The organism is Haemophilus sp. oral taxon 036 (assembly GCF_002998595.1).
Classification (GTDB): Bacteria; Pseudomonadota; Gammaproteobacteria; order Enterobacterales; family Pasteurellaceae; genus Haemophilus; species Haemophilus haemolyticus_K.
In genome coordinates this window covers 1,118,615-1,142,417 of the sequence record NZ_CP027235.1, presented here as the reverse complement: position 1 = coordinate 1,142,417, position 23,803 = coordinate 1,118,615, and the positions used below count along the sequence as shown (strand labels likewise).

Below are 23,803 nucleotides of genomic sequence, written 5' to 3'. Positions count from 1 at the left end.
TAATATTAGCCGCACTTCCTGTATTAATGAAATCCTTTTATTAATATTAATTAAGAATAATACATCTCAAACTCAACTGGATGTGGCGTCATATTTAAACGCTCTACTTCTTTACGTTTAATATTAATAAATGCTTCGATAAAGTCTTTAGTAAACACCCCACCTTGCGTTAAAAATTCATAATCTTTTTCTAATGAATTCAATGCTTCTTCTAGCGAGCTCGCGACTGCTGGAATATCTTTTAATTCTTCAGGTGGAAGATCGTAAAGATTTTTATCCATTGCATCGCCTGGATGAATTTTATTCACCACACCATCAAGACCTGCCATTAATAATGCAGCAAATGCTAAATATGGGTTTGCCAATGGATCTGGGAAACGCGCTTCAATACGGATTGCTTTCGGGCTGGTTACTGCCGGGATACGGATTGAAGCAGAACGGTTGCTTGCAGAGTAAGCCAACAACACTGGCGCTTCAAAACCTGGCACTAAACGTTTATATGAGTTAGTGCTTGGGTTGGTGAAGGCATTTAATGCTTTAGCGTGCTTAATGATACCGCCGATGTAATAAAGCGCGGTTTCAGAAAGGCCGGCATATTTATCACCTTGGAAAATATTTTTACCATCTTTGCTTAATGACATATTACAGTGCATGCCTGAACCATTATCACCTGTGATTGGTTTCGGCATAAAGCAAGCGGTTTTACCGTGTTCTAGTGCAACGTTTTGTACCACGTATTTATAGATTTGCGTTTCATCCGCTTTTAAGGTTAAACTATTGAATCTAGTTGCAATTTCGTTTTGACCCGAGGTTGCCACTTCGTGGTGATGAGCTTCGATGACTAAGCCCATCTCTTCTAAAATCAAACACATTTTAGAACGAATATCATGAGCCGTATCAATTGGAGCTACCGCACAATAACCACCTTTCTTCAATGGACGATAAGCATTGTTACCACCTTCATATTTTTTATTGGTGTTCCAAGCGGCTTCAATGTCATCAATGGCGAAAGAAGCACGGTTCATTGATACATCAAAACGCACATCATCAAATAAGAAGAACTCTGGTTCTGGACCAAAGAATGCCTGATCTGCAACGCCTGTTGAACGCATATAGTTTTCTGCACGAATAGCGATTGAACGCGGATCACGATCATAGCTTTGCATGGTTGTTGGCTCATAAACGCTACAACGAATTGAAAGTGTTGGGATCTGCGCAAATGGATCGACTACTGCTGTCTCAGCAATTGGCATTAAAAGCATATCGGCTTTGTTAATGGTTTTCCAACCTTCAACAGAAGAGCCATCGAACATTTTGCCATCTTCAAACATATCTTCATCGACAAGACTAACCGGGATGGAAACGCCGTGTTCTTTACCTTTAATGTCAGTGAAGCGAAGTAGCACGAACTTAATATCGTTCTCTTCGATCAGTTTGAATACGTTGGCAATTACATTTGCATTTGGCATAAGGAGTCCTCTATTTTGCTATATAATCTTTATAAAAATTAAAAGAGTATTATAACGCAACCACTTGCTTTTTTCATGGGATTTATTTTATCAACCAGCATAGCAGAGTAACGAAATATCGTGTATAATTTTTGCCATTTCAACATTCTCTTGTAGGGTGAGTTCTACTCACCAATTTAAACTACTTGGACTATTCGGTGGTATAAAAATTCCATCCTATAAAACTTAAACTTTAAGAAAGTAATAAATGAAAAACGACATTGATATTAACAAATTGCGCAATATCGCAATTATCGCTCACGTTGACCATGGTAAAACCACCCTCGTTGACAAACTTCTTCAACAATCTGGTACATTTGAATCCACTCGTGGTGATGTTGATGAACGCGTAATGGACTCAAACGATCTTGAAAAAGAACGTGGTATTACCATTCTTGCAAAAAATACCGCAATTAACTGGAATGGTTATCGCATTAACATCGTAGACACCCCGGGACACGCCGACTTCGGTGGTGAAGTAGAACGTGTGCTTTCTATGGTGGACTCTGTACTTTTAGTGGTAGATGCGTTTGACGGTCCAATGCCACAAACGCGTTTCGTAACCCAAAAAGCCTTTGCTCACGGTTTAAAACCAATCGTAGTTATCAACAAAGTTGACCGCCCAGGTGCACGTCCTGATTGGGTGGTGGATCAAGTCTTCGATTTATTCGTTAACCTTGGCGCAACGGATGAACAATTAGACTTCCCTATTATCTATGCATCTGCATTAAATGGTGTCGCAGGACTTGAACACGAAGAATTAGCGGAAGATATGACGCCGTTATTTGAAGCGATCGTTCAACACGTAGAACCACCAAAAGTGGAATTAGATGCACCATTCCAAATGCAAATTTCCCAATTAGACTATAACAGCTATGTGGGTGTTATCGGTATCGGTCGTATCAAACGTGGTGCAATCAAACCAAATCAACCGGTGACTATCATTGATGGCGAAGGTAAAACTCGTCAAGGCCGTGTGGGGCAAGTATTAGGTCACCTTGGTTTACAACGTTATGAAGAAGATATTGCTTACGCAGGAGACATCATTGCCATTACCGGTTTAGGTGAATTAAATATCTCGGATACTATTTGTGATATCAATGCCGTTGAAGCCTTACCTTCATTAACTGTTGATGAACCAACTGTAACCATGTTCTTCTGTGTAAATACTTCACCTTTTGCAGGTCAAGAAGGTAAATATGTGACTTCTCGCCAAATTCTTGAACGTTTAAACAAAGAATTAGTTCACAACGTGGCATTACGCGTAGAAGAAACACCAAACCCAGATGAATTCCGTGTTTCTGGTCGTGGTGAATTACACCTTTCTGTATTAATTGAAAATATGCGTCGTGAAGGTTATGAGCTTGCAGTTTCTCGTCCTAAAGTAATCTATCGTCAAATCGACGGTAGAAAACAAGAGCCTTACGAACAAGTGACTATCGACGTAGAAGAACAACATCAAGGTTCTGTCATGGAAGCATTAGGTATTCGTAAAGGTGAAGTTCGCGATATGATGCCAGATGGAAAAGGCCGTGTTCGTTTAGAATACATCATCCCAAGCCGTGGCTTGATCGGTTTCCGTGGTGAATTTATGACTATGACGTCAGGTACCGGTTTGCTTTACTCTAGTTTCGATCACTACGATGACATCAAACCTGGTGAAATCGGCCAACGTAAAAACGGTGTATTAATTTCTAACGCAACAGGTAAAGCACTTGCTTATGCGCTATTTAGTTTACAAGAGCGTGGTAAATTAATGATCGAAGCCAACGTAGAAGTTTACGAGGGTCAAATTATCGGTATTCACAGCCGTACAAACGACTTAACCGTTAACTGTTTACAAGGTAAAAAACTCACTAACATGCGTGCATCAGGTAAAGATGATGCAATCGTCTTAACCACACCGGTGAAATTTACACTTGAACAAGCCATCGAGTTTATCGATGATGACGAGTTAGTGGAAGTGACACCTGAATCGATCCGTATCCGTAAAAAACTCTTAACGGAAAACGATCGTAAACGTGCAAACCGTACGACAACCAGCACGAGTACTCACTAACAAAAATGGGATCATTAAGATCCCATTTTTATTTTCCTAAATCCATCATAAAGTTTTATGAAAATTATATATGAGGTGTAAATTCGTTATTTTCACCTCGTAGTAACGACATCAATTTAGGATGAATAAATAATTTATCTCTTCCCAAAGATATCTCACTCAAAACACCTATATCACAAAGCTCTTTTAAGTATTTAGAAACATATAGCTTATGAACTACTAGAACCGCTATTTTATTAAGGTTTATAGATAAACTCTATGCCTTCATCATCTTCTTCGGTCCAATCATCATCCCAATCTTCATCATCAAATTGATGCTCAGCTAGTTGTTCTTGATGATAATCTTCCCATTTGAATTTTACTTCTTCAGGTGCAACTTGTTGTATTTCAGCTTCGCGTGGATTCGCTATGATAAAGTCCATAATATCACGACAAAGTGGTGGAACATTTTTCCCTGTTGCAGCTGAAATTAGGTAATAATCTTCTTCCCAACCCAATTGTTCAGTAATTTCTCGAGCCTGCTCTTCAGCTTCTTCATCGTTCATCGTATCAATTTTATTGAATACTAACCAACGTGGTTTTTCTGATAATTTTTCACTGTATTGGAAAAGTTCAGATTCAATAATAGCAACATTATCTGCAGGATTAGAACCATCAATTGGAGCAATATCGACTAAATGAATAAGCACTCTACAACGTTCTAGATGTTTTAAAAAGCGAATTCCTAGCCCTGCACCATCTGCTGCGCCCTCAATTAATCCTGGAATATCGGCGACTACGAAACTGTGTGAGTCGTCCACTTTCACAACCCCGAGACTTGGCACTAAGGTAGTAAATGGATAATCTGCAACTTTTGGTTTGGCTGCTGAAACGGCACGAATAAAAGTGGATTTACCAGCATTAGGTAAACCGAGCATTCCCACATCAGCAAGTAGCATTAATTCCAATAATAAATCTCGTTTTTCGCCCGGTGTTCCCATTGTTTTTTGACGCGGTGCACGGTTTACCGATGATTTGAAACGGGTATTCCCTAAACCGTGATAACCACCTTTGGCTACCAACATTTTTTGACCGTGTTGGGTTAAATCTCCCAAGGTTTCTTTAGTGTCGTTATCAATAGCGCGAGTTCCTACGGGAACAGGTAAAATAATATCTTTACCGCGACGTCCTGTACAATCTGAACTCCGTCCATTCTCTCCACGCTCTGCGGCAAAGCGTTTATTAAAGCGATAATCGATTAAGGTATTAAGGTTTTCATCCGCTTGTAAATATACATCGCCACCATCACCACCGTCGCCACCATCAGGGCCGCCTTTAGGAATAAATTTCTCTCGACGGAAACTTACACAACCGTTGCCACCATCCCCAGCCTCAATTCGAATAAGGGATTCATCAATAAATTTCATTAAAAGTTCTCCAAAATAAACCGCACTTTAATGAGTTTTATGCGGTAATAATTTATGTCCAATCGCGGATAAAATTGCCCCGCATACTACAACAAATGCGCCAATATAGCTAATATTATTCAATTCTGGTGCTGCAAAATCTGATGGGCTAAAATAATGGGCAATATGAGAAAATAGGATTGTGAAAAGAGGTACAAGTGTGATAACAACACTGACTTTTGATACATCCCAACGATTAAGTGCCTCCGCATAAGAGCCGTATCCAATTAAGGTATTTAAACAGCAGTAAATAAAACAAATCAGAGCTAAAGGTGTGAGTTCTTGTACTTGCGAGAATTCAGCCATCGGCATAAAGGCTATGGCACAACCTAAATACATCATTAGCAAGATTTGTTGTGAATTAAACTTACGCAACATTAATTTTTGCGCCATTCCATAAGCGACCCAAATAAGAGAGCCTGCTACGCTTAAGATGACTCCTGTTGAATACTGATTTAGTCCGGCAAAAACATCAAAACGATTATTAAAGAATAATCCTAAACCAATTAACAATAAGAAAAGCCCAATCTTTTGGTGCAGCCCCAATTTTTCTTTGAAGATCAGTACACCACAGATGAGCATTCCAAAAGAGGATAAATGAATAAAAATTTGTGCAACTGAAGGCTCAATATAATTCAGCGAACTACTAAATAATAGAAAATTGCCGGTAAGACCAATTACCCCAATAAGAGCAAGCCAAGCATATTGGCCGACTTTCATTAATTCAGGTAATTTCTTTTTATAAGCAAGTAGGACTAATAATGAGATTGCGGCTACAATAAAACGATACCATACGATAGTTTGCGCATTCATTACAGATAAAGCTTGTTTGAGAGCGATAGGTAAGGATCCCCAAGCCATAGCGGTAATAAGCGCAAAGGTAAAGCCTAATAAAGGTTGTTGTTTCATTGCTGCTCGCTTATGTGAAATTAAAAAAGACAAAACGCCCCACAAAATTGTAGGGCGTTTGAATCGAATAGATTTTAAATTATTCAGTAACAATACTTACGTATTTACGGCTTTTCTCGCCTTTTACTTCAAATTTAACTTTACCATCTGCAGTTGCGAATAAGGTGTGGTCTTTACCCATACCTACGTTGCTACCCGCGTGGAACTTAGTACCACGTTGACGAACAATGATGCTACCTGCTAATACAGATTCGCCACCGAAACGTTTAACACCAAGGCGTTTAGCTTCAGAATCGCGACCGTTACGAGTTGAACCACCAGCTTTTTTAGTTGCCATCTACTTGATCTCCTCTGAAATTATGCTTGAATCCCAGTGATTTTCACTTCTGTGAACCACTGACGATGACCTTGTTGTTTACGGCTGTGTTTGCGACGACGGAATTTAACGATTTTAACTTTCTCGCCACGATCTTGTGCAACTACTTCAGCCACTACTTTTGCGCCAGCAACTACTGGTGCACCGATTTTAACATCTTCACCATTAACGACCATCAACACAGAATCGAACTCAACTGTTGCACCAGTTGCAAGTTCAAGTTTTTCTAAACGAACAACTTGACCTTCGCTCACACGGTGTTGTTTACCGCCACTTTGGAAAACTGCGTACATAAATACTCCGCTTAATTGTGTTTCCCTGCTCTTTAGCAGTCCACACTTAAAAATTCATATAAATAGGTCGTAAATTCTACGGAAAAATCTTACCTATGGCAAGAATTTATTTACAATAAAATAAAAAAATTCCCTTCATTTGCGGATTGATTTCAGAAAGTCTGAAAATTCAGGTAAAATGCACCGCACTTTTGACTAATAATTGATGAAAAAATGAAGAAACAAGATCTTATGAGCATAGACGAGATCCAGAAGCTTGCCGATCCCGATATGCAAAAAGTTAATCAAAATATTCTTGCTCAGCTTAATTCAGATGTTCCGTTAATAGGACAGTTAGGTTTTTATATTGTTCAAGGCGGTGGTAAGCGGATCCGTCCATTGATCGCAGTTCTTGCAGCTCGATCTTTAGGATTCGAAGGCTCTAATTCAATTACTTGTGCTACTTTTGTTGAATTTATTCATACTGCTTCTTTACTACATGATGATGTGGTGGATGAGTCCGATATGCGTCGTGGGCGCGCTACGGCGAATTCAGAATTTGGAAATGCTGCCAGTGTACTGGTAGGAGACTTTATTTATACGCGTGCATTTCAATTAGTTGCACAATTAGAGTCATTGAAGATTTTGGGAATTATGGCCGATGCGACTAACGTTTTAGCGGAAGGTGAAGTTCAGCAGCTAATGAATGTTAATGATCCTGAAACGAGCGAAGCTAATTATATGCGTGTAATTTATAGCAAAACTGCCCGTTTGTTTGAAGTGGCTGGTCAGGCTGCTGCAATTGTCGCAGGTGGAACAGAAGATCAAGAAAAGGCTTTACAAGACTATGGGCGTTATCTTGGAACTGCATTTCAGCTCGTGGATGATGTATTGGATTATAGTGCAAATGCGCAAGCTCTAGGTAAAAATGTAGGTGATGATTTAGCTGAAGGAAAACCAACCCTTCCTCTGCTACACGCTATGCGTCATGGTAATGCTCAACAGGCTGCATTAATTCGCGAAGCGATTGAGCAAGGCGGTAAACGTGAAGCTATTGATGAAGTATTAGCCATTATGGCTGAGCATAAGTCTTTAGATTACACGATGAATCGTGCAAAAGAAGAAGCTCAAAAGGCAGTAGATGCAATTGCAATGTTGCCAGACAGTGATTATAAGAAAGCGTTGATTTCTTTGGCTTATTTGTCTGTGGATAGAAATTATTAGCTCTTAATTTAGCTTATATACTTGGTACCCATTAATTTTAATTAAACTTTATGAATACAGAACTTCAATCTAAACCTGAGCAAAGTGCGGTTAATTTTCAAGGTAAAACTCGTAAACAAAAGGTACGTAAAGATCCTAATGCACCTTTTATTCGTGAAAAACTAGAGTTGCCAGATGGACATAATAAACTCCTTTTACATTCATGCTGTGCGCCTTGCTCGGGTGAAGTGATGGAAGCAATCCTTGCATCTGGTATTGAATTTACGATTTATTTTTACAATCCAAACATTCATCCACTCAAAGAATATTTAATTCGTAAAGAAGAAAATATTCGTTTTGCTAAAAAATTTGGTATTCCATTTATTGATGCAGATTACGATCGTCAAAATTGGTTTGATCGTGCCAAAGGAATGGAATGGGAGCCTGAGAGGGGAATTCGTTGTACTATGTGTTTTGATATGCGCTTTGAAAAAGCTGCTGAATATGCTCATGAACATGGTTTCCCTGTATTTACTAGTTGCTTGGGTATTTCTCGTTGGAAGGATATGAATCAAATAAATGACTGTGGGCATCGCGCTGCAGAAAAATATGATGATGTTATTTATTGGGATTATAACTGGCGAAAAGAAGGTGGCTCGCAACGCATGATTGAGATTAGTAAACGGGAGCGGTTTTATCAACAGGAATATTGCGGTTGTGTGTATTCTTTACGTGATAGTAATAAATGGCGTGAAGAGACGGGGCGTCAAAAAATTGAAATTGGTAAACTTTATTATACGCCAGATTAAGCTCTCTCTTTAATAAGGCTGATATTTTCAGCCTTATTTTCTTTTAAAATTAAGATTGATAGACATTTAAAAAGACCAATTACATCAATTTATAGCATTCTTCATAAAAATTAGGCAAAATACGGAAAATTTTTGAGTTCAAAAAAGGATCAAACTATGACTAAACATTATGATTACATCGCTATTGGCGGTGGCAGTGGCGGTATTGCTTCTCTAAATCGTGCTGCAAGCTATGGAAAAAAATGCGCAATCATTGAAACCAAGCATCTTGGCGGCACTTGTGTAAATGTAGGTTGCGTACCTAAAAAAGTAATGTTTTATGGTGCACACATTGCAGAAGCAATTAACAATTATGCGCCAGATTATGGTTTTGATGTTGAAGTGAAAAAATTTGATTTTTCAAAACTGATTGAAAGTCGCCAAGCCTATATTGGTCGTATTCATACATCTTATAACAATGTATTAGCAAAAAATAACATTGATGTAATTAACGGTTTCGGAAAATTTGTCGATGCTCATACTATTGAAGTAGCACTTGCTGATGGTACAAAAGAACAAGTAACCGCAGATCATATTTTAATCGCAACCGGTGGTCGCCCATATCGTCCAAACATTAAAGGACAGGAATACGGCATTGATTCAGATGGTTTCTTTGCATTAACCGAATTACCAAAACGCGCTGCTGTTATTGGGGCTGGCTATATTGCCGTTGAGCTTTCTGGTGTATTAAACAGCCTAGGTGTGGAAACGCATTTATTAGTACGTCGTCATGCGCCAATGCGTAATCAAGATCCATTAATCGTAGAAACATTAGTGGAAGTGCTTGCGCAAGATGGAATTCAATTACATACCAATTCCACACCATCAGAAATTGTTAAAAATGCAGATGGATCTCTTACAGTAAAATGTGATGGTCAATCTGATATTACTGTGGACTGTGTTATTTGGGCTGCTGGTCGTGTTCCTGCGACTGATAAAATTGGCTTAGAAAATGCAGGTGTAGAAACAAATGAACACGGCTATGTCAAAGTAGATAAATATCAAAATACTAATGTGAAAGGCATTTATGCAGTAGGCGATATTATCGAAAACGGCATTGAATTAACACCAGTTGCAGTTGCAGCAGGTCGTCGCCTTTCTGAGCGTTTATTCAATAATAAACCGACTGAACATTTAGATTACAATTTAGTTCCAACCGTTGTATTCAGCCATCCACCAATCGGCACTGTAGGTTTAACTGAACCTCAAGCTATCGAACAATATGGTGCTGAAAATGTTAAGGTATATAAATCCTCTTTCACTGCAATGTACACTGCGGTAACGCAACATCGCCAACCGTGCAAAATGAAATTAGTTTGTGTGGGTAAAGATGAAAAAGTTGTGGGTTTACATGGTATTGGTTTCGGTGTAGATGAAATGATTCAGGGATTTGCCGTAGCAATCAAAATGGGCGCAACAAAAGCTGATTTTGATAACACCGTGGCTATTCACCCAACGGGTTCAGAAGAATTCGTGACCATGCGTTAATCTTCAAAGCAAAGAAAAAAGAGCGGTAAATTACCGCTCTTTTTTGTTTCTAATTTTGCTTAAGTGTGTTTAGCTACGTTTAACCAATTTCGTCCAGTTATAATAACCATACAACGAGTTAAGTAAGTAGGCTGAGTACATTAAGTACATGGCTGGAGTTTCTGCCCATAAGAAAATAGAAAGGATATTTAAAGCAATCCATAACAACCACTGTTCACGATAACGCAAAATCATTAAAATCTGTGCAGCAACTGTAATAATTGTGGTTAGACCATCTAAACCTGTTGAACTACCACCAGCTGCTTGTAATGCTTGAACAAAAAGCAAAGTACCAACCGTAGTCACAACAATTAATGTCATCCACCCTTTAACAGTTAACGCTTTTGCAATCACACTTTCTCCACCATCACTATTTTGCATATTAGCTTTCCACATGAAGTAACCAATAAATTGAGAAGGCAAATATACATAGAGTACGGTATTCATTTCGCCTAAGAAATTTGATCCCCAAGCGACATAAAAATAAGTGTAAGCAAAAATTAATCCAAAGAAATAATTACTAATTTTACCTTTACTTACCAATACCACACACAAAATACCGGAAATACCAGAAATCATTGCTAACCAAGAATCTGGCGCTTGTACATAAGCCAAAATCTGCGCGATGATGAAAAGCGCAAGCCATATTACTTCAAAAGGCTTCCAGCCAGTAATAAACTCTTGCTTAAGACGTTCAATTAAAGTCATTTTTACTCCTTTTAAGTTTTCAGGTCGGCATTTTTACACAATTATTCTTTTTATGTAAAACATTCTATCAGATTATTCTAAACGTTATTTGTACACCAAATTTTATCCAATAAAAACGAGTAGTCACTCTCTTTTAAAAGTAATAAGAAAGTTAAATACAGTAATCTAAGTCTAAAGGCATTTTAGCTTGCATTAAAAATTGTCGAGTGCGTTCTTGTTTTGGGCAAGTAAAGAATTTATCTGCTGTATTTTGTTCTACAATATGCCCATCCGCCATCAAAATCACACGATCTGCAACATCTTTCGCAAACTGCATTTCATGAGTAACAATAATCATAGTCCATCCTTCCTGTGCAAGCATTTTAAGGGTTTGCAATACCTCGCCTACTAATTCAGGATCCAACGCAGATGTAGGTTCATCTAATAAAATTAAATCTGGTTGTACCGCCAAGGCACGAGCAATACCAACTCGTTGTTGCTGCCCACCAGAAAGTTGTGATGGAAATAAATCTGCTTTAGCTCTTAACCCAACCTTCTCTAACAACATTAATGCTTTTTTTCGAGCCTGCTCTTTCGGTTGTTTTTGAACCACCAGCATCCCTTCCATTACATTCTCAAGTGCTGTACGATGAGGAAATAAATTATATTGTTGAAATACCATTGATGAACGACGGCGTAAACTTAATTCATCCGATTTCGTAATTTTTCGACTAAAATCAATTTTCAAATCACCATCAGTAAAAACTAACTTACCTTTCTCTGGGCGCTCTAACAAATTTAGGCAACGCAAAAATGTCGTTTTCCCTGAGCCTGAGGGACCTAAAATAGCGACAACTTCACCTTTATTTATCTCAAAATCAATGCCTTTTAATACATCATTGCCATTAAAGTTTTTTTGAATATCGGTTACTTTTAACATAAACATTCCTTATAAATGGCGAGATAAGCGAATTTCAAGACGATCTTGTAAGAAAGATAAAACAAAACAGAAAATCCAATAAATCAAAGCTGCCTCACTATAAATTAAAATAAATTCATAGTTTGCTGCCGTAATATTCTGTGCCACACGGAATAATTCTGTCACTAAAACAAGAGAAGCTAATGAAGTATCTTTCACTGTACTAATAAAAGTATTAGAAAGCGATGGTACTGAAATACGTAAAGCCTGTGGCATAATTGTACGAATAAATGCTTGTCGATAATTCATACCTATCGCATAAGAGGCTTCCCACTGCCCTTTAGGTATAGCAATAATTGAAGCTCGAACTGTCTCTGCTGCATAAGCACCAATATTAATAGAAAATGCAATAATGGCTGTTGGGAAGGGCTCTAAAGTAATACCAACTTCAGGTAATCCATAAAAAATAATAAAAATTTGTACTAACATCGGTGTACCTCGAATTATAGAGATATACACTCGACATAAAGCCTGTAACAATTTTAAGGGTAAATTAGGGCTAGGCAAAGTACGAATAACCGCAACAATCACTGCAATAAGCAAACCACAGAAGAAGGAAATGACTGCCAATGGCAATGTGTATAAAATTGCTGCTTCCAACATAGGCCAAAACGAGCTGATTACATAATCAGCTCGTTCTGCGCTCATAAATGGAAGACTCGCCAACCAATTATTGAGTAATATCATCACCAAACCATTCAATTGAAATCTGTTTTAATGTACCATCTTGGCGAAGCGCTTCAAGTGCTTGATTAAATTTTGAAATCAATGCATCTTCACCTTGTAAAAAAGCAAAGGCTGTTGGAATTTTATCCCCACGATCATAAGCAATTTTTAAACCAGCATTTGGATGTTGTTTAAAATAATCTAATACCGCCAATTTATCATTAATTGTTGCTTCTGCACGCCCCTGTTTAATGAGCTCTAAGCTCTGTGCTAAACCATCTACTACAAGAATCTGCGCGCCTGCAGCTTTTGCATCTTTCCCCCAGTTACTTGTTGCAGATTGCGCAGATTTACGCCCTTTCAAATCTTCAAATGATTTAATGCTGTTATCCGATGATTTTGTTACAATCACCCCACCAGAATAATTATAAGGCGTTGTGAAACTGTATTTTTTTAAACGCTCTGGGCTTGGGTTAGTTTGGTTTGCAATCACATCAAAACGTTTTGCATTTAACCCTGCATACATTGCATCCCATTGTGTTTCTTTAAATTCTACTTTCAAACCGAGCTTTTCAGCCACTTTACGAATAACCTCTACATCAAAGCCTGTTAATTTTCCACTTTTATCATGGAAAGTAAATGGCGCATAAGTCCCTTCTGTCCCTACGAGCAATGTCTTTGTTTTCTCAACGCGTTCTGAAATTTCACCTGCGTTTGAAAGTGTGGAAAATGTCAAACCCGCAGCCAAAAGTGCGGTTGTAAAAAATAGTTTTTTCATAATTGTATTCCTTATATAGTGTTTGAATTAGCTTGATTATAAAAGTCTAATTAATAGAAAAACAAGACGATTATGTAATGAGTTAGATTTTTTAGTTATAAGAAAAACATTAAAAGTGCAGCAAAATTTTACCGCACTTTACCCGTAATATAACCTATCCCTCAATTCCCTCAAATAATGCGGTACTTAAATAACGTTCTGATGCCGAAGGTAAAATAGCCACAACTAATTTATCTTTAAATTCTGGTAATTTAGCAATGCGATCTGCAGCCGCGACAGCTGCACCAGATGAAATACCTGCAAGAATGCCTTCTTCCGCCATTAAGCGACGAGCTGTGGCAAGTGCAGTATCACTATCAACGGTCTCTACACGATCAATAATAGATAAATCTAAATTTTTTGGAATAAAACCAGCACCGATTCCTTGAATTTTATGTGGACCTGGTTTTGCTTCTTCGCCCGCTAAAGTTTGAGTAATGACGGGAGATTCCACTGGCTCAACCGCAACAGAAGTGATTTGTTTACCAAAATCTAATTTAATCGCGCGAGAAATACCCGTAATCGTACCGCCTGTTCCTACGCCAGCAACAACAACATCGACTTTACCATCCGTATCTTCCCAAATTTCAGGACCAGTGGTTTCTTGATGAATTTGTGGATTGGCTGGATTCTCAAATTGTTTAAGCATGACATAGCGGTTTGGATCAGAAGCAACAATTTCTTCTGCTTTCGCAATCGCGCCTTTCATTCCTTTTGTGCCTTCAGTAAGCACCAAATTCACACCCAATCCGCGCAATAAGCGTTTTCTTTCAAGACTCATTGTTTCCGGCATGGTGAGCGTGATTTTATAACCTCTAGCTGCTGCAACATAAGCCAAAGCAATACCAGTGTTACCGCTCGTTGCATCTACAATCTCTTTTCCTTTCGTGAGCGTACCATCTTTTTCTGCTTGCCATACCATATTCGCTCCAATACGGCATTTTACGCTGTAGCTTGGGTTACGCCCCTCAATTTTCACCACCACATTGCCATTGTGACCAAAGTGTTTTAAACGCACAAGTGGCGTATTTCCGATAGAATAAGAGTTATCTGCATAAATTGTCATAATATTTCCCTTTGTTAGGCTTTGTTAATGTTAGTTTATTTATAGCACCGCACTTTAGATTAAAAAAATAGTTATTTGATCTATTTTATAACCGTAAGCTATTTAACAATCCCTGTATTTTGTGAATGAACCTCAAACCCTGTTTGAGATGAAGAATCGCTATTCATATTAAAACGTAAGTCATTACGATAATTTTCCACCCACATCACAGTCGCACCACATACTGCAACAGGCATGATTAATAAATTAATCACAGGTACAAATGTGCAACAAGTTACTAATCCACCAAAAGTTAAACTTTGAGTTCGTTGATTGCCAAGCGCATTTTTCATGATATCAAAAGAAACTTTATGATTATCAAAAGGATAATCACAGTATTGAATGGCCATCATCCAACAAGTGAACAAGAAAGTTAGTACTGGTACGATGGTTTGCCCAACCAAAGGAATAAAACTCAGTAAAAACAAGGCGATAATTTTTGGTAGGTTATAACGTAATTTTTGCCACTCTCGAGTAAGCATACGAGGCACATCTCTCATTACATCCACGAGACTATCATCATTAATATTTTCACCTGTCAGCATTTTTTCTACTTTTTCTGCCAACAAACCATTAAAAGGTGCGGCAATAAAACCAGAAAGTGTGGTGAAGGTAAAATAAAAGAGCAATAAAATAGTTAAAATCGACAGGGTTAACAAAATTACACTGAGAAAACTAAGCCAGTCTGGAATAAAATTCATCACCCAATCAATAGCGCCAGTGATTTGGCTAATAAAAAGCCAAAACAAACCACAAAGTAAAACGGTATTGAGCAAAATTGGAATAATAACAAACCGACGCAAACCTTTTTGTGTGATGTAATGCCAGCCCATTACAAAATAATGGAAACCCGATTTTAATTCATTAGGATTCAACATTTTTCTTTCCTTTCAATAAAAATACGCCTAAAACAGACCGCTCTTTTCCCCTAAAATTCCACGCATTGAAGTATTTTTTCACCTACTGAAATATGGTAGGATTAGCGCCATTAATAGTATTCTCGCAGGACTAGCACGCGTAAGGAATAAAGATGGATTTAAATACAATTTTGATTATTGTGGGCATTTTGGCACTTGTTGCCTTAATCGTGCACGGATTATGGTCAAATCGTCGTGAGAAATCAAAATATTTTGATAAAGCCAATAAATTTGACCGCACTTCTCATGTGCAAAGATCCCATACGCAAGAAGATACGCAACCAACAAATGCTAATTTGTCTCGTGCAACTACAGTGCAAGCAAATGCACCAATTCGTCATCAAGTCATGCCTAATGCTGCAGTGGCTCAAGAACCTGTTGATTATAGACAAAGTGAAAAAAGTGTCGATGACATTAAGATTTCAATTCCAAATGTTCAACCTGTTTATGATATGGGAAATCATCGTTCTGAGCCGTTAAAGCCGACTCAACCACAATATGATATGCCGACATCAAATAGCGTTGCGAATATGACATTGGAACAAATTGAAGAACAAAGCCAAAATGCTAGTTTCGATGGAATTAATTCGTCATCACCAGAATTAAGAGCGCAACTTGCAGAATTAGCTCACGAAGAACGTCAAGTGGACTACAACGTATCTTTTAATGAACCAAAATCAGAAAAGACAGCTAAACCTAAACAAACAAGTGGTTATATTCAACTTTATCTTATTCCAAAATCTAGTGACCAATTCAATGGTGCGAAATTAGTACAAGCACTTGAAAACTTAGGCTTTATCTTGGGTGAGGATGAAATGTATCACCGCCACTTAGATTTAAGTGTGGCAAGTCCAGTTCTATTTAGCGTGGCAAATTTAGAACAGCCTGGAACATTTGATGCTTACAACTTAGTAGATTTTAGCACCATGGGAATTGTATTCTTTATGCAACTACCATCACCAGGTAATAATCTCGCTAATTTACGAATGATGATTCGCGCAGCGCATACATTAGCTGAAGATTTACAAGGCATTGTGCTTACTGAAGAACAAGAAATCTTTGATGAAAATGCAGAGCAAACATATCTTGCTCGCGTGTAAATTCATACCTTAAATTTACCGCACTTTTATCTTTATTGAGACAGGCTTTATGCCTGTCTATTTTCACTCTAAACACACAAAAAGTGCGGTCATGTTTCCCCGAGAATTTTATGACAAATATTCAAACTCAAATAGACAATCTACGCAAAACCTTGCGTCAATATGAATACGAATATCACGTTCTAGATAATCCAACAGTACCTGATAGCGAATATGATCGTCTCTTTCATCAACTAAAAGCGTTAGAACTAGAACATCCAGAATTTCTTACTTCAGATTCCCCAACTCAACGTGTTGGGGCAAAACCACTTTCTGGGTTTAGCCAAATTCGTCATGAAATTCCCATGCTCTCTTTGGATAATGCTTTTTCTGATGAGGAATTCTATGCCTTTGTAAAACGCATTGAAGATCGTTTAATCGTATTACCTAAACCGCTTACCTTCTGTTGTGAACCTAAACTTGATGGTTTAGCAGTGAGTATTTTGTATATAAATGGCGTTCTCACCCAAGCAGCTACTCGTGGCGATGGCACAACAGGCGAAGATATTACAGCCAATATCCGTACTATTCGTAATATTCCATTACAACTTCTAACAGACAATCCTCCAGCTCGTTTAGAAGTACGAGGCGAAGTTTTTATGCCACACGCAGGCTTTGAGCGTTTAAATGAATATGCGCTAGAACATGGTGAAAAAACCTTTGCTAACCCTCGTAATGCTGCAGCAGGCTCTTTGCGTCAACTTGATCCTAATATTACAAGTAAACGCCCATTGGTATTAAATGCTTATGGTATTGGAATTGCTGAAGGCGTTGAACTACCAAGTACTCATTATGCTCGTTTGCAATGGCTAAAATCTATCGGTATTCCAGTGAATCCAGAAATTCGTTTATGTAATGGTACGAATGAAGTTTTAGATTTTTACCGAGATATTCAAAATAAACGAAGCTCGCTGGGTTATGACATTGATGGAACAGTATTAAAAATCAATGATATAGCCTTACAAAATGAGTTAGGATTTATTTCTAAAGCACCTCGTTGGGCAATTGCTTATAAGTTCCCAGCCCAAGAAGAATTAACGGTGTTGAATGATGTTGAATTCCAAGTTGGCCGAACGGGTGCAATCACACCAGTCGCTAAATTAGAACCCGTATTTGTTGCAGGTGTTACAGTAAGCAATGCCACCTTACACAATGGTGATGAAATTGAACGCTTAAATATTGCTATTGGCGATACTGTTGTCATTCGTCGAGCAGGCGATGTAATTCCACAAATTATCGGTGTGTTACATGAACGTCGCCCTGATAATGCTAAAGCAATTATTTTCCCGACAAATTGCCCTGTGTGCGACTCTCAAATTATTCGTATTGAAGGCGAATCAGTAGCACGCTGTACAGGAGGATTATTCTGTGCGGCACAACGCAAAGAGGCTTTAAAACATTTCGTGTCTCGTAAAGCAATGGATATTGATGGTATAGGCGGAAAATTAATAGAACAATTAGTCGATAGAGAATTGATTCATACACCTGCGGACTTATTTAAACTTGATTTAACTACGCTCACACGCTTAGAAAGAATGGGCACAAAATCTGCAGAAAATGCTCTCAATAGTCTTGAGAAAGCCAAAAGCACGACTCTTGCTCGCTTTATTTTTGCTTTAGGCATTCGTGAAGTAGGTGAGGCCACTGCATTAAATCTTGCGAATCACTTCAAAACTTTAGATGCGCTTAAAGCCGCTGATCTTGAAGAGCTTCAAAAAGTGCCTGATGTAGGTGAAGTTGTAGCAAACAGAATTTTTGTATTCTGGCGTGAAGCGCATAATGTTGCCGTCGTTGATGATTTAATCGCACAAGGCGTACATTGGGAAACTGTGGAAGTAAAAGAAGCCAGTGAAAACTTATTCAAAGATAAAACCGTCGTCCTCACCGGCACTCTCACTCAAATGGGTCGCAACGAAGCAAAAGCATTACTACAACAGCTAGGCGCAAAAGTAAGTGGCTCAGTTTCCAGCAAAACGGACTTTGTGATCGCAGGTGACGCAGCTGGCTCTAAACTCGCCAAAGCGCAGGAACTAAATATTACAGTATTAACAGAAGAAGAATTTTTAGAGCAGATTAATGTTTTAAATTAGTAGGATTTAAATCCTATAAACAAGAGCGGCCAAGAATCATCATATTTTTGACCGCTCTTTTGTATTTAGATGTTAATTTATCCTCACTTAAATACACAGTTGCACGGAGGCGGCTGCGATGTTGGCGATAAGGAGAGTTTGAGTTTCAGCTAGTTTCAACACACAGCCACCCGAAGGTGGCTACCAACGTACAACGGAAGAAGCGAAGGCTGAAGAAGTTTCAACACACAGCCGCGCGAAGGCGACTGCTCAAAGTGATTAAACCAACTATTCCGCTGATGATGTTTCAACACGCAGCTGCGCGAAGGCGGCTGCGGCGTAGCAATACAAATGACATAAGCACTGCAGTGTTTCAATACACAGCCGCCCGAAGGCGGCTGCTTAATACAGTAGACACAGCATTATCTACATAAGTAAAAACACCCATACAATTCCCTTTTTATTAGTTATTTTTTGCCTAATTCTTTTAAGTCTTTTTCTGAATAAAGACCTTTTTCAAAGAAGTTATATTTGTTGTAAGCAGATTTTACTATATCACACTTATGCACATTATTTTCTTTTCCACTAATACAATTCTGCATATCACTATCTAGCAAAGGTTTATTCACAAGATAATCATAAACCGTCATTTCCTTACTTTCTTCATTACAAGCAAAGAGAGTAATAGAGAATAAAGCCAATAAAGATAATCTAATTAAATTTTCCATAATTTACCTACTTGATTTCATATTTAAAGTTAGAGTTGATTTTTTTAATTTCATCTTCCCTTTGCTTTTCAGCTTGCGTACGGTTGTACTGCTCAGTACTTAATGCTAAATCCATAGCAATTTTATCCGTTTGCAATAATGCGATTTGTGTATTCATTGCATTACCTAAGTCTTGAGCTTCTTTTGAGTCTTTTGCGGATTTCATTTGTTTCAACACACAGCCGCGCGGAGGCGGCTGCGCTTTATTTGCGTTTGTCTGGTCTGAATTTTTTAGTTTCAACACACAGCCGCGCGGAGGCGGCTGCATGGATTGATCCAGCCACAGCAAAAAGCATTTTAGGTTTCAACACACAGCCGCGCGGAGGCGGCTGCAACAACCTCTCCATCATCCACTGCGCAAGCAATAGTTTCAACACACAGCCGCGCGGAGGCGGCTGCTTGGCTGCCAATCTCCATTTTCTTCACGCCATTGTTTCAACACACAGCCGCGCGGAGGCGGCTGCAAGTCTAATGGCATCCCCCACTGTACTTTAAAATTGTTTCAACACACAGCCGCGCGGAGGCGGCTGCTTTTAACCATTGGGCGGCAGATAAAACAGAATGGGTTTCAACACACAGCCGCGCGGAGGCGGCTGCTGTGCGCCATTAACGATATTGGCATTAAGTAACTGTTTCAACACACAGCCGCGCGGAGGCGGCTGCCGGGTGGCGATGGTAAAACTGGCTCAATCCAAGGCGTTTCAACACACAGCCGCGCGGAGGCGGCTGCACAACAAAACACAAACTTTACTTTGTAATCGATTGTTTCAACACACAGCCGCGCGGAGGCGGCTGCGTTGGTAAATCTAATATCAGAGTACCAAGCTTCAGTTTCAACACACAGCCGCGCGGAGGCGGCTGCTGTCTATTCAAAATGCGCCGAAGGGCGAATGATGAGTTTCAACACACAGCCGCGCGGAGGCGGCTGCTTCGTAAAAACCTGCTAATACCGTTAAATGTTTGCGGTTTCAACACACAGCCGCGCGGAGGCGGCTGCAGTCGAGCTATATCATCAGAGACTAGTGCTCGTACTGTTTCAACACACAGCCGCGCGGAGGCGGCTGCATTTGAAATACTTTTAATCGGCTTATCGAGTAATTGTTTCAACACACAGCCGCGCGGAGGCGGCTGCGGGTGCCAACACCGACCTCTTTTTCGGAGGTGTTGTTTCAACACACAGCCGCGCGGAGGCGGCTGCAACACAAGCGGGAATTTTCTATTTCCTTTTGGGTGTTTCAACACACAGCCGCGCGGAGGCGGCTGCGGCTCAAGCCCTTATTGTCACCACAACACATAAGGTTTCAACACACAGCCGCGCGGAGGCGGCTGCCCTCTTCGAATAAATCTCCCATCACCTTTAACTAACCGTTTCAACACACAGCCGCGCGGAGGCGGCTGCTGGCAATTTGACCGCACTTGCTCGTTGCGTAAGAGTTTCAACACACAGCCGCGCGGAGGCGGCTGCTTCCCCGATGAATTAGGCGGTGTAATTACTGCGGATGTTTCAACACACAGCCGCGCGGAGGCGGCTGCGATCATTTATATACGCCAAAAGGGCGTGTTTCCACGGTTTCAACACACAGCCGCGCGGAGGCGGCTGCGTTGGCAAGCTACCTAAACGTTGTAATAATTCTCGTGTTTCAACACACAGCCGCGCGGAGGCGGCTGCTTGTGCTAGAGGAGTTGATTGCGGAGTTTAAACGTGTTTCAACACACAGCCGCGCGGAGGCGGCTGCTCCCTACATAAAAAAGCAAGAAAAATCAGCAGATTAAACACCGTATTTCGCTAACGGATTTTATGATAAGGAGTTTAGTCAGTATAACGACTACATTATCGTTATACAAATAGATTAATTCATCCAAATTGTTAAAGAAAACGAAGATCGCTATCCTATCAGAGTTTTAATGAGAACAACAGGTTAGCGAACTAAATGATAAGCACGTCTTTAAATACATCCACTGCCGGTTTTGCTCCATGATGTTCCACTTTATTACGCCATTTGCTGCCTAAATGATAAAAACGCAGACTGTCACATGTCGGGTCGTAGGTTTCCAACAGTTTGTTTTTCAACACAACCCACTGGTCAGGAGTGACATCACATTCAAATACTGAATATTGCGCCCGCACACCGTAATCTAAGCAATGTTTTGCTATGCGGCGCAATCGCGCTTGCCCGTTTGGATCGTCAAAAGAAATATCATAAGTAATCAACATTAACATGGTTTATCTCATCAAAAACGGTGGATATTCCGCCAAATCCCCACGCAAGTGTCGCGCCAGCAGCATCGCCTGAATATACGGTAGTAGTCCAATTTCCATTTCTTCGCCTAAAAACGGATGAACGATTTTCTCCTGTTTTTTCGCCTGCAAGGCTTGGAACAAGAGCTTACGCGCATCGGCTTTCAAGCTTACCGCGCCGCTTGCTTCCGTAACAAAATCCTGCGGTTTGATTTGCCCGCGGTTAATCAGCGACAACACCAGCCTGTCTGCCCACCACGCGCGGAATTCTTCCAAAATATCCTGCGCCAAACTGTCGCGACCCGGTCGGTCGGCGTGTAGAAAACCTACCTGTGGGTCCAGTCCCACGCCTTGCAGCGCGCCGCTGATGTCCTTGCCCAGAATGCTGTACACAAACGACAACAGCGCATTTACCCTGTCCCTGGGCGGACGGCGGTTGCGCCCGTCAAAAGTAAAACCGCTTTTTTCGCTCAAAAGCTGCCCGAATACGCCGAAATAACGCGCCGCCGCATCGCCTTCAATGCCGCGCACCACGTCCAGCTCCGCCGCGCCCTTCAACTGCCGCAGCGAAATATTTAAAGAATCAACCGCACTTTGAATCACCGCATTCTCGCCGTAATTGCGAATCTGCCGCTGAAGCACCCGCTTACTCGCCTGAATCTTCGCCGCAATGATATTGAGCGCAATCGGCACGGGATTTTGCTCCGACACCCGATACTGCGCCCGACGCAGCAGCACATTGCCGCTCTGCCGCCCCTGAAGCCGCCCCAAGAAACGTCCGTTCTCGGTAAAGAACGCCAAATTCACATTATTTTCGCCGCAAAACCCCAGCAAAAACGGCGACACCAGCACATTCCCAAAACAAAAAATATGCCCGATGGAATGCACCGGCAGTTGCGCCACTTTCTTACGCTCCTGCTCCACCACCAGCGTCTCCCGCTCCTTATGCAGATAGCTGCCTTGGGTGGTGATATAGAGCGTGTTTTGCAGTTTGCGCATGGGGGAAACTCCTTGGGGTTTGACCGTACTTTTGGGGATAACGGCGCATACAGACTACTTGAAGACGGTATGTTGGGTTAAGAAGAACTCCATAACCTAACCAACTCTCAGTTATAAATTCTTAAAATAATCCTCATTATTGTGGAGCATACTTTCAATCTCAGATAAGTCATCATTAATATAATCTCCACTTTTATGTGCTATAAATTCATACAGTCCCAACTCAATGAAACGTTGTAAAGGTTTATAAATAACAATACATAATCCGCCTTGATCAAATATTTCTGCCTCTTGACTATCTAACTCTTCAATTTCTCCACATTGAATAGAATAATTCAGTTCCATACTAATATTTAAATTCATAATTATTAGATTATTATTCTTTAAAATAGATATAGTTGTACCATACGGAACACCTAATAACGTTTTCAAATCCTTACCTTCGTGAAATGCCCCTGAACCGTGAATTTTAGGGCTATTATCTCCCGTTCTATACCACAATCCCTTATAAAGTTCCTCCATGTACTCACTAGAAAATTTACTCTTATTAAATAAACAATGTAAAATACCTAATGCTAATTTGGCAAGAAATCGATTTTCAGCAAATATGTTTTTAGGGTACTGACAATGCTGTTCTTTTCTACCTCTTACACTTTCTAAAAAGAATTTTATTCTTTCTTTATCTATGTTATCAGGATTTGAAAAGCCTATTCTGGGTAAGATACTTTCTTCGTCTTGACAAGCAGTACACATAATTTTTCTGACAGGTTTACCCTCAAAAGCATCTTTAAATGACAATAATGCTAAATTAAGATTTTTTAAAGAGCGTTCCGCAAAAATAAAATATGCTCTTGTTTTCTGTTTTTTAACTGTACGTGGATTTCCTCCTGCATACCAATATAATTTTTCATCATTCGGTCTAATCCAAAAGATTTGCTCGCCTAGTGGTCCTAGCCAATACTCACATATTTCTCCATCTGTCATATGTGGTGGATTTAGTACGTTAGACCCTATATAGCGTAAAGGAAGAGATGTTGGTTTAACAGGATCAAAAAATGCGTGTGCCTGATCCTTTAAATGATTAAATACCAACCAATCTTTTTCAAATGCAGCATCAACAAAAAGTCCTAGATTGTTATTGCATTTTTTACACACATTTCTTATTTTAAATTTATCTGATACAAAATTTCCACCAAGAAACTGTGGGACAACATGCTCCAAGCTGAATTCATCAATTTGTTTCTCTTCCCTACAATATATGCAATTCATGTT

The 23,803-nt window shown here is 39.7% G+C and carries 23 protein-coding genes and 1 CRISPR repeat array; of the genes, 6 read left to right on the top strand and 17 right to left on the bottom strand.

Annotated features, from left to right (window positions below):
* Positions 1-50: 50 nt before the first annotated feature.
* On the bottom strand, positions 51-1,469 hold the full coding sequence (glnA, locus tag C3V42_RS05570; RefSeq protein ID WP_106013935.1) for a glutamate--ammonia ligase: 1,419 nt from the start codon (positions 1,467-1,469) through the stop codon (positions 51-53).
* Between the two features lie 247 nt (positions 1,470-1,716).
* On the opposite strand from glnA, the gene typA reads away from it, so the two are divergent.
* Positions 1,717-3,567 carry a translational GTPase TypA gene (gene typA, locus C3V42_RS05565; RefSeq protein WP_106013934.1) on the top strand — a complete coding sequence of 617 codons (1,851 nt, stop codon included), beginning with the start codon at positions 1,717-1,719 and terminating at the stop codon, positions 3,565-3,567.
* A 64-nt stretch (positions 3,568-3,631) separates the two neighbouring features.
* On the opposite strand, the gene C3V42_RS08745 is transcribed toward typA, so the two are convergent.
* The 5 genes from C3V42_RS08745 to rplU form a co-directional block, all read right to left on the bottom strand.
* Positions 3,632-3,739 (bottom strand): hypothetical protein, encoded by a 108-nt coding sequence (locus tag C3V42_RS08745; protein ID WP_346426120.1) that lies wholly within the window; start codon positions 3,737-3,739, stop codon positions 3,632-3,634.
* A gap of 64 nt (positions 3,740-3,803) precedes the next feature.
* Entirely contained in the window at positions 3,804-4,973 is a 1,170-nt protein-coding gene (gene cgtA, locus C3V42_RS05555; protein WP_106013933.1) for an Obg family GTPase CgtA, read from the bottom strand.
* A gap of 27 nt (positions 4,974-5,000) precedes the next feature.
* The gene (locus C3V42_RS05550) at positions 5,001-5,921 is read right to left on the bottom strand and encodes a DMT family transporter (protein WP_106014315.1); all 921 of its coding nucleotides are present in this window, start codon (positions 5,919-5,921) and stop codon (positions 5,001-5,003) included.
* Positions 5,922-6,000: 79 nt separating this feature from the next.
* Positions 6,001-6,258 carry a 50S ribosomal protein L27 gene (gene rpmA, locus C3V42_RS05545; protein ID WP_005626413.1) on the bottom strand — a complete coding sequence of 86 codons (258 nt, stop codon included), beginning with the start codon at positions 6,256-6,258 and terminating at the stop codon, positions 6,001-6,003.
* 20 nt (positions 6,259-6,278) lie between these two features.
* Complete coding sequence (gene rplU, locus C3V42_RS05540) at positions 6,279-6,590, bottom strand: 50S ribosomal protein L21 (protein ID WP_106013932.1); 312 nt, start codon at positions 6,588-6,590, stop codon at positions 6,279-6,281.
* A gap of 213 nt (positions 6,591-6,803) precedes the next feature.
* Here rplU and ispB point away from each other — a divergent pair, with 213 nt between their 5' ends.
* The 3 genes from ispB to gorA all read left to right on the top strand — a co-directional run bounded on the left by ispB (position 6,804) and on the right by gorA (position 10,108).
* Entirely contained in the window at positions 6,804-7,793 is a 990-nt protein-coding gene (gene ispB / locus C3V42_RS05535) for an octaprenyl diphosphate synthase (protein ID WP_106013931.1), read from the top strand.
* 50 nt (positions 7,794-7,843) lie between these two features.
* Complete coding sequence (locus C3V42_RS05530; RefSeq protein WP_106013930.1) at positions 7,844-8,581, top strand: epoxyqueuosine reductase QueH; 738 nt, start codon at positions 7,844-7,846, stop codon at positions 8,579-8,581.
* 156 nt (positions 8,582-8,737) lie between these two features.
* Positions 8,738-10,108, top strand: a complete 1,371-nt coding sequence (gene gorA / locus C3V42_RS05525) for a glutathione-disulfide reductase (protein ID WP_106013929.1) — start codon at positions 8,738-8,740, stop codon at positions 10,106-10,108.
* A gap of 69 nt (positions 10,109-10,177) precedes the next feature.
* Here the strand turns inward: gorA and pnuC are convergent, their stop codons facing one another.
* The 6 genes from pnuC to cysZ form a co-directional block, all read right to left on the bottom strand.
* Positions 10,178-10,855, bottom strand: a complete 678-nt coding sequence (pnuC, locus tag C3V42_RS05520; protein ID WP_106013928.1) for a nicotinamide riboside transporter PnuC — start codon at positions 10,853-10,855, stop codon at positions 10,178-10,180.
* A gap of 151 nt (positions 10,856-11,006) precedes the next feature.
* On the bottom strand, positions 11,007-11,774 hold the full coding sequence (locus C3V42_RS05515) for an amino acid ABC transporter ATP-binding protein (RefSeq protein WP_106013927.1): 768 nt from the start codon (positions 11,772-11,774) through the stop codon (positions 11,007-11,009).
* 9 nt (positions 11,775-11,783) lie between these two features.
* On the bottom strand, positions 11,784-12,500 hold the full coding sequence (locus C3V42_RS05510; protein ID WP_005633396.1) for an amino acid ABC transporter permease: 717 nt from the start codon (positions 12,498-12,500) through the stop codon (positions 11,784-11,786).
* Complete coding sequence (locus C3V42_RS05505; protein ID WP_106013926.1) at positions 12,484-13,257, bottom strand: amino acid ABC transporter substrate-binding protein; 774 nt, start codon at positions 13,255-13,257, stop codon at positions 12,484-12,486. The genes C3V42_RS05510 and C3V42_RS05505 overlap by 17 nt, the downstream gene beginning before the upstream one ends.
* 154 nt (positions 13,258-13,411) lie before the next feature.
* Positions 13,412-14,362 carry a cysteine synthase A gene (cysK, locus tag C3V42_RS05500; RefSeq protein ID WP_106013925.1) on the bottom strand — a complete coding sequence of 317 codons (951 nt, stop codon included), beginning with the start codon at positions 14,360-14,362 and terminating at the stop codon, positions 13,412-13,414.
* 98 nt (positions 14,363-14,460) lie between these two features.
* Positions 14,461-15,279 carry a sulfate transporter CysZ gene (gene cysZ, locus C3V42_RS05495; RefSeq protein WP_106013924.1) on the bottom strand — a complete coding sequence of 273 codons (819 nt, stop codon included), beginning with the start codon at positions 15,277-15,279 and terminating at the stop codon, positions 14,461-14,463.
* A gap of 152 nt (positions 15,280-15,431) precedes the next feature.
* Between cysZ and zipA the strand changes: the two genes are divergently transcribed.
* Positions 15,432-16,418 (top strand): cell division protein ZipA, encoded by a 987-nt coding sequence (gene zipA / locus C3V42_RS05490; RefSeq protein WP_065249929.1) that lies wholly within the window; start codon positions 15,432-15,434, stop codon positions 16,416-16,418.
* 110 nt (positions 16,419-16,528) lie between these two features.
* Positions 16,529-18,547 carry an NAD-dependent DNA ligase LigA gene (gene ligA, locus C3V42_RS05485; RefSeq protein WP_106013923.1) on the top strand — a complete coding sequence of 673 codons (2,019 nt, stop codon included), beginning with the start codon at positions 16,529-16,531 and terminating at the stop codon, positions 18,545-18,547.
* A gap of 446 nt (positions 18,548-18,993) precedes the next feature.
* Here ligA and C3V42_RS05480 read toward each other — a convergent pair whose 3' ends face one another.
* From C3V42_RS05480 to C3V42_RS05460, 5 genes are all read right to left on the bottom strand, one after another.
* Entirely contained in the window at positions 18,994-19,254 is a 261-nt protein-coding gene (locus C3V42_RS05480) for a hypothetical protein (RefSeq protein WP_046943276.1), read from the bottom strand.
* Positions 19,255-19,261: 7 nt separating this feature from the next.
* The gene (locus C3V42_RS05475; protein ID WP_164994223.1) at positions 19,262-19,411 is read right to left on the bottom strand and encodes a hypothetical protein; all 150 of its coding nucleotides are present in this window, start codon (positions 19,409-19,411) and stop codon (positions 19,262-19,264) included.
* A 50-nt stretch (positions 19,412-19,461) separates the two neighbouring features.
* Positions 19,462-21,029: direct repeats of the CRISPR family, unit length 32 nt; unit sequence GTTTCAACACACAGCCGCGCGGAGGCGGCTGC.
* A 191-nt stretch (positions 21,030-21,220) separates the two neighbouring features.
* Positions 21,221-21,514, bottom strand: a complete 294-nt coding sequence (gene cas2, locus C3V42_RS05470) for a CRISPR-associated endonuclease Cas2 (RefSeq protein ID WP_106013921.1) — start codon at positions 21,512-21,514, stop codon at positions 21,221-21,223.
* A gap of 3 nt (positions 21,515-21,517) precedes the next feature.
* The gene (gene cas1c, locus C3V42_RS05465) at positions 21,518-22,531 is read right to left on the bottom strand and encodes a type I-C CRISPR-associated endonuclease Cas1c (protein ID WP_106013920.1); all 1,014 of its coding nucleotides are present in this window, start codon (positions 22,529-22,531) and stop codon (positions 21,518-21,520) included.
* A gap of 111 nt (positions 22,532-22,642) precedes the next feature.
* Complete coding sequence (locus C3V42_RS05460; protein ID WP_106013919.1) at positions 22,643-23,800, bottom strand: HNH endonuclease; 1,158 nt, start codon at positions 23,798-23,800, stop codon at positions 22,643-22,645.
* Between the last annotated feature and the right edge of the window lie 3 nt (positions 23,801-23,803).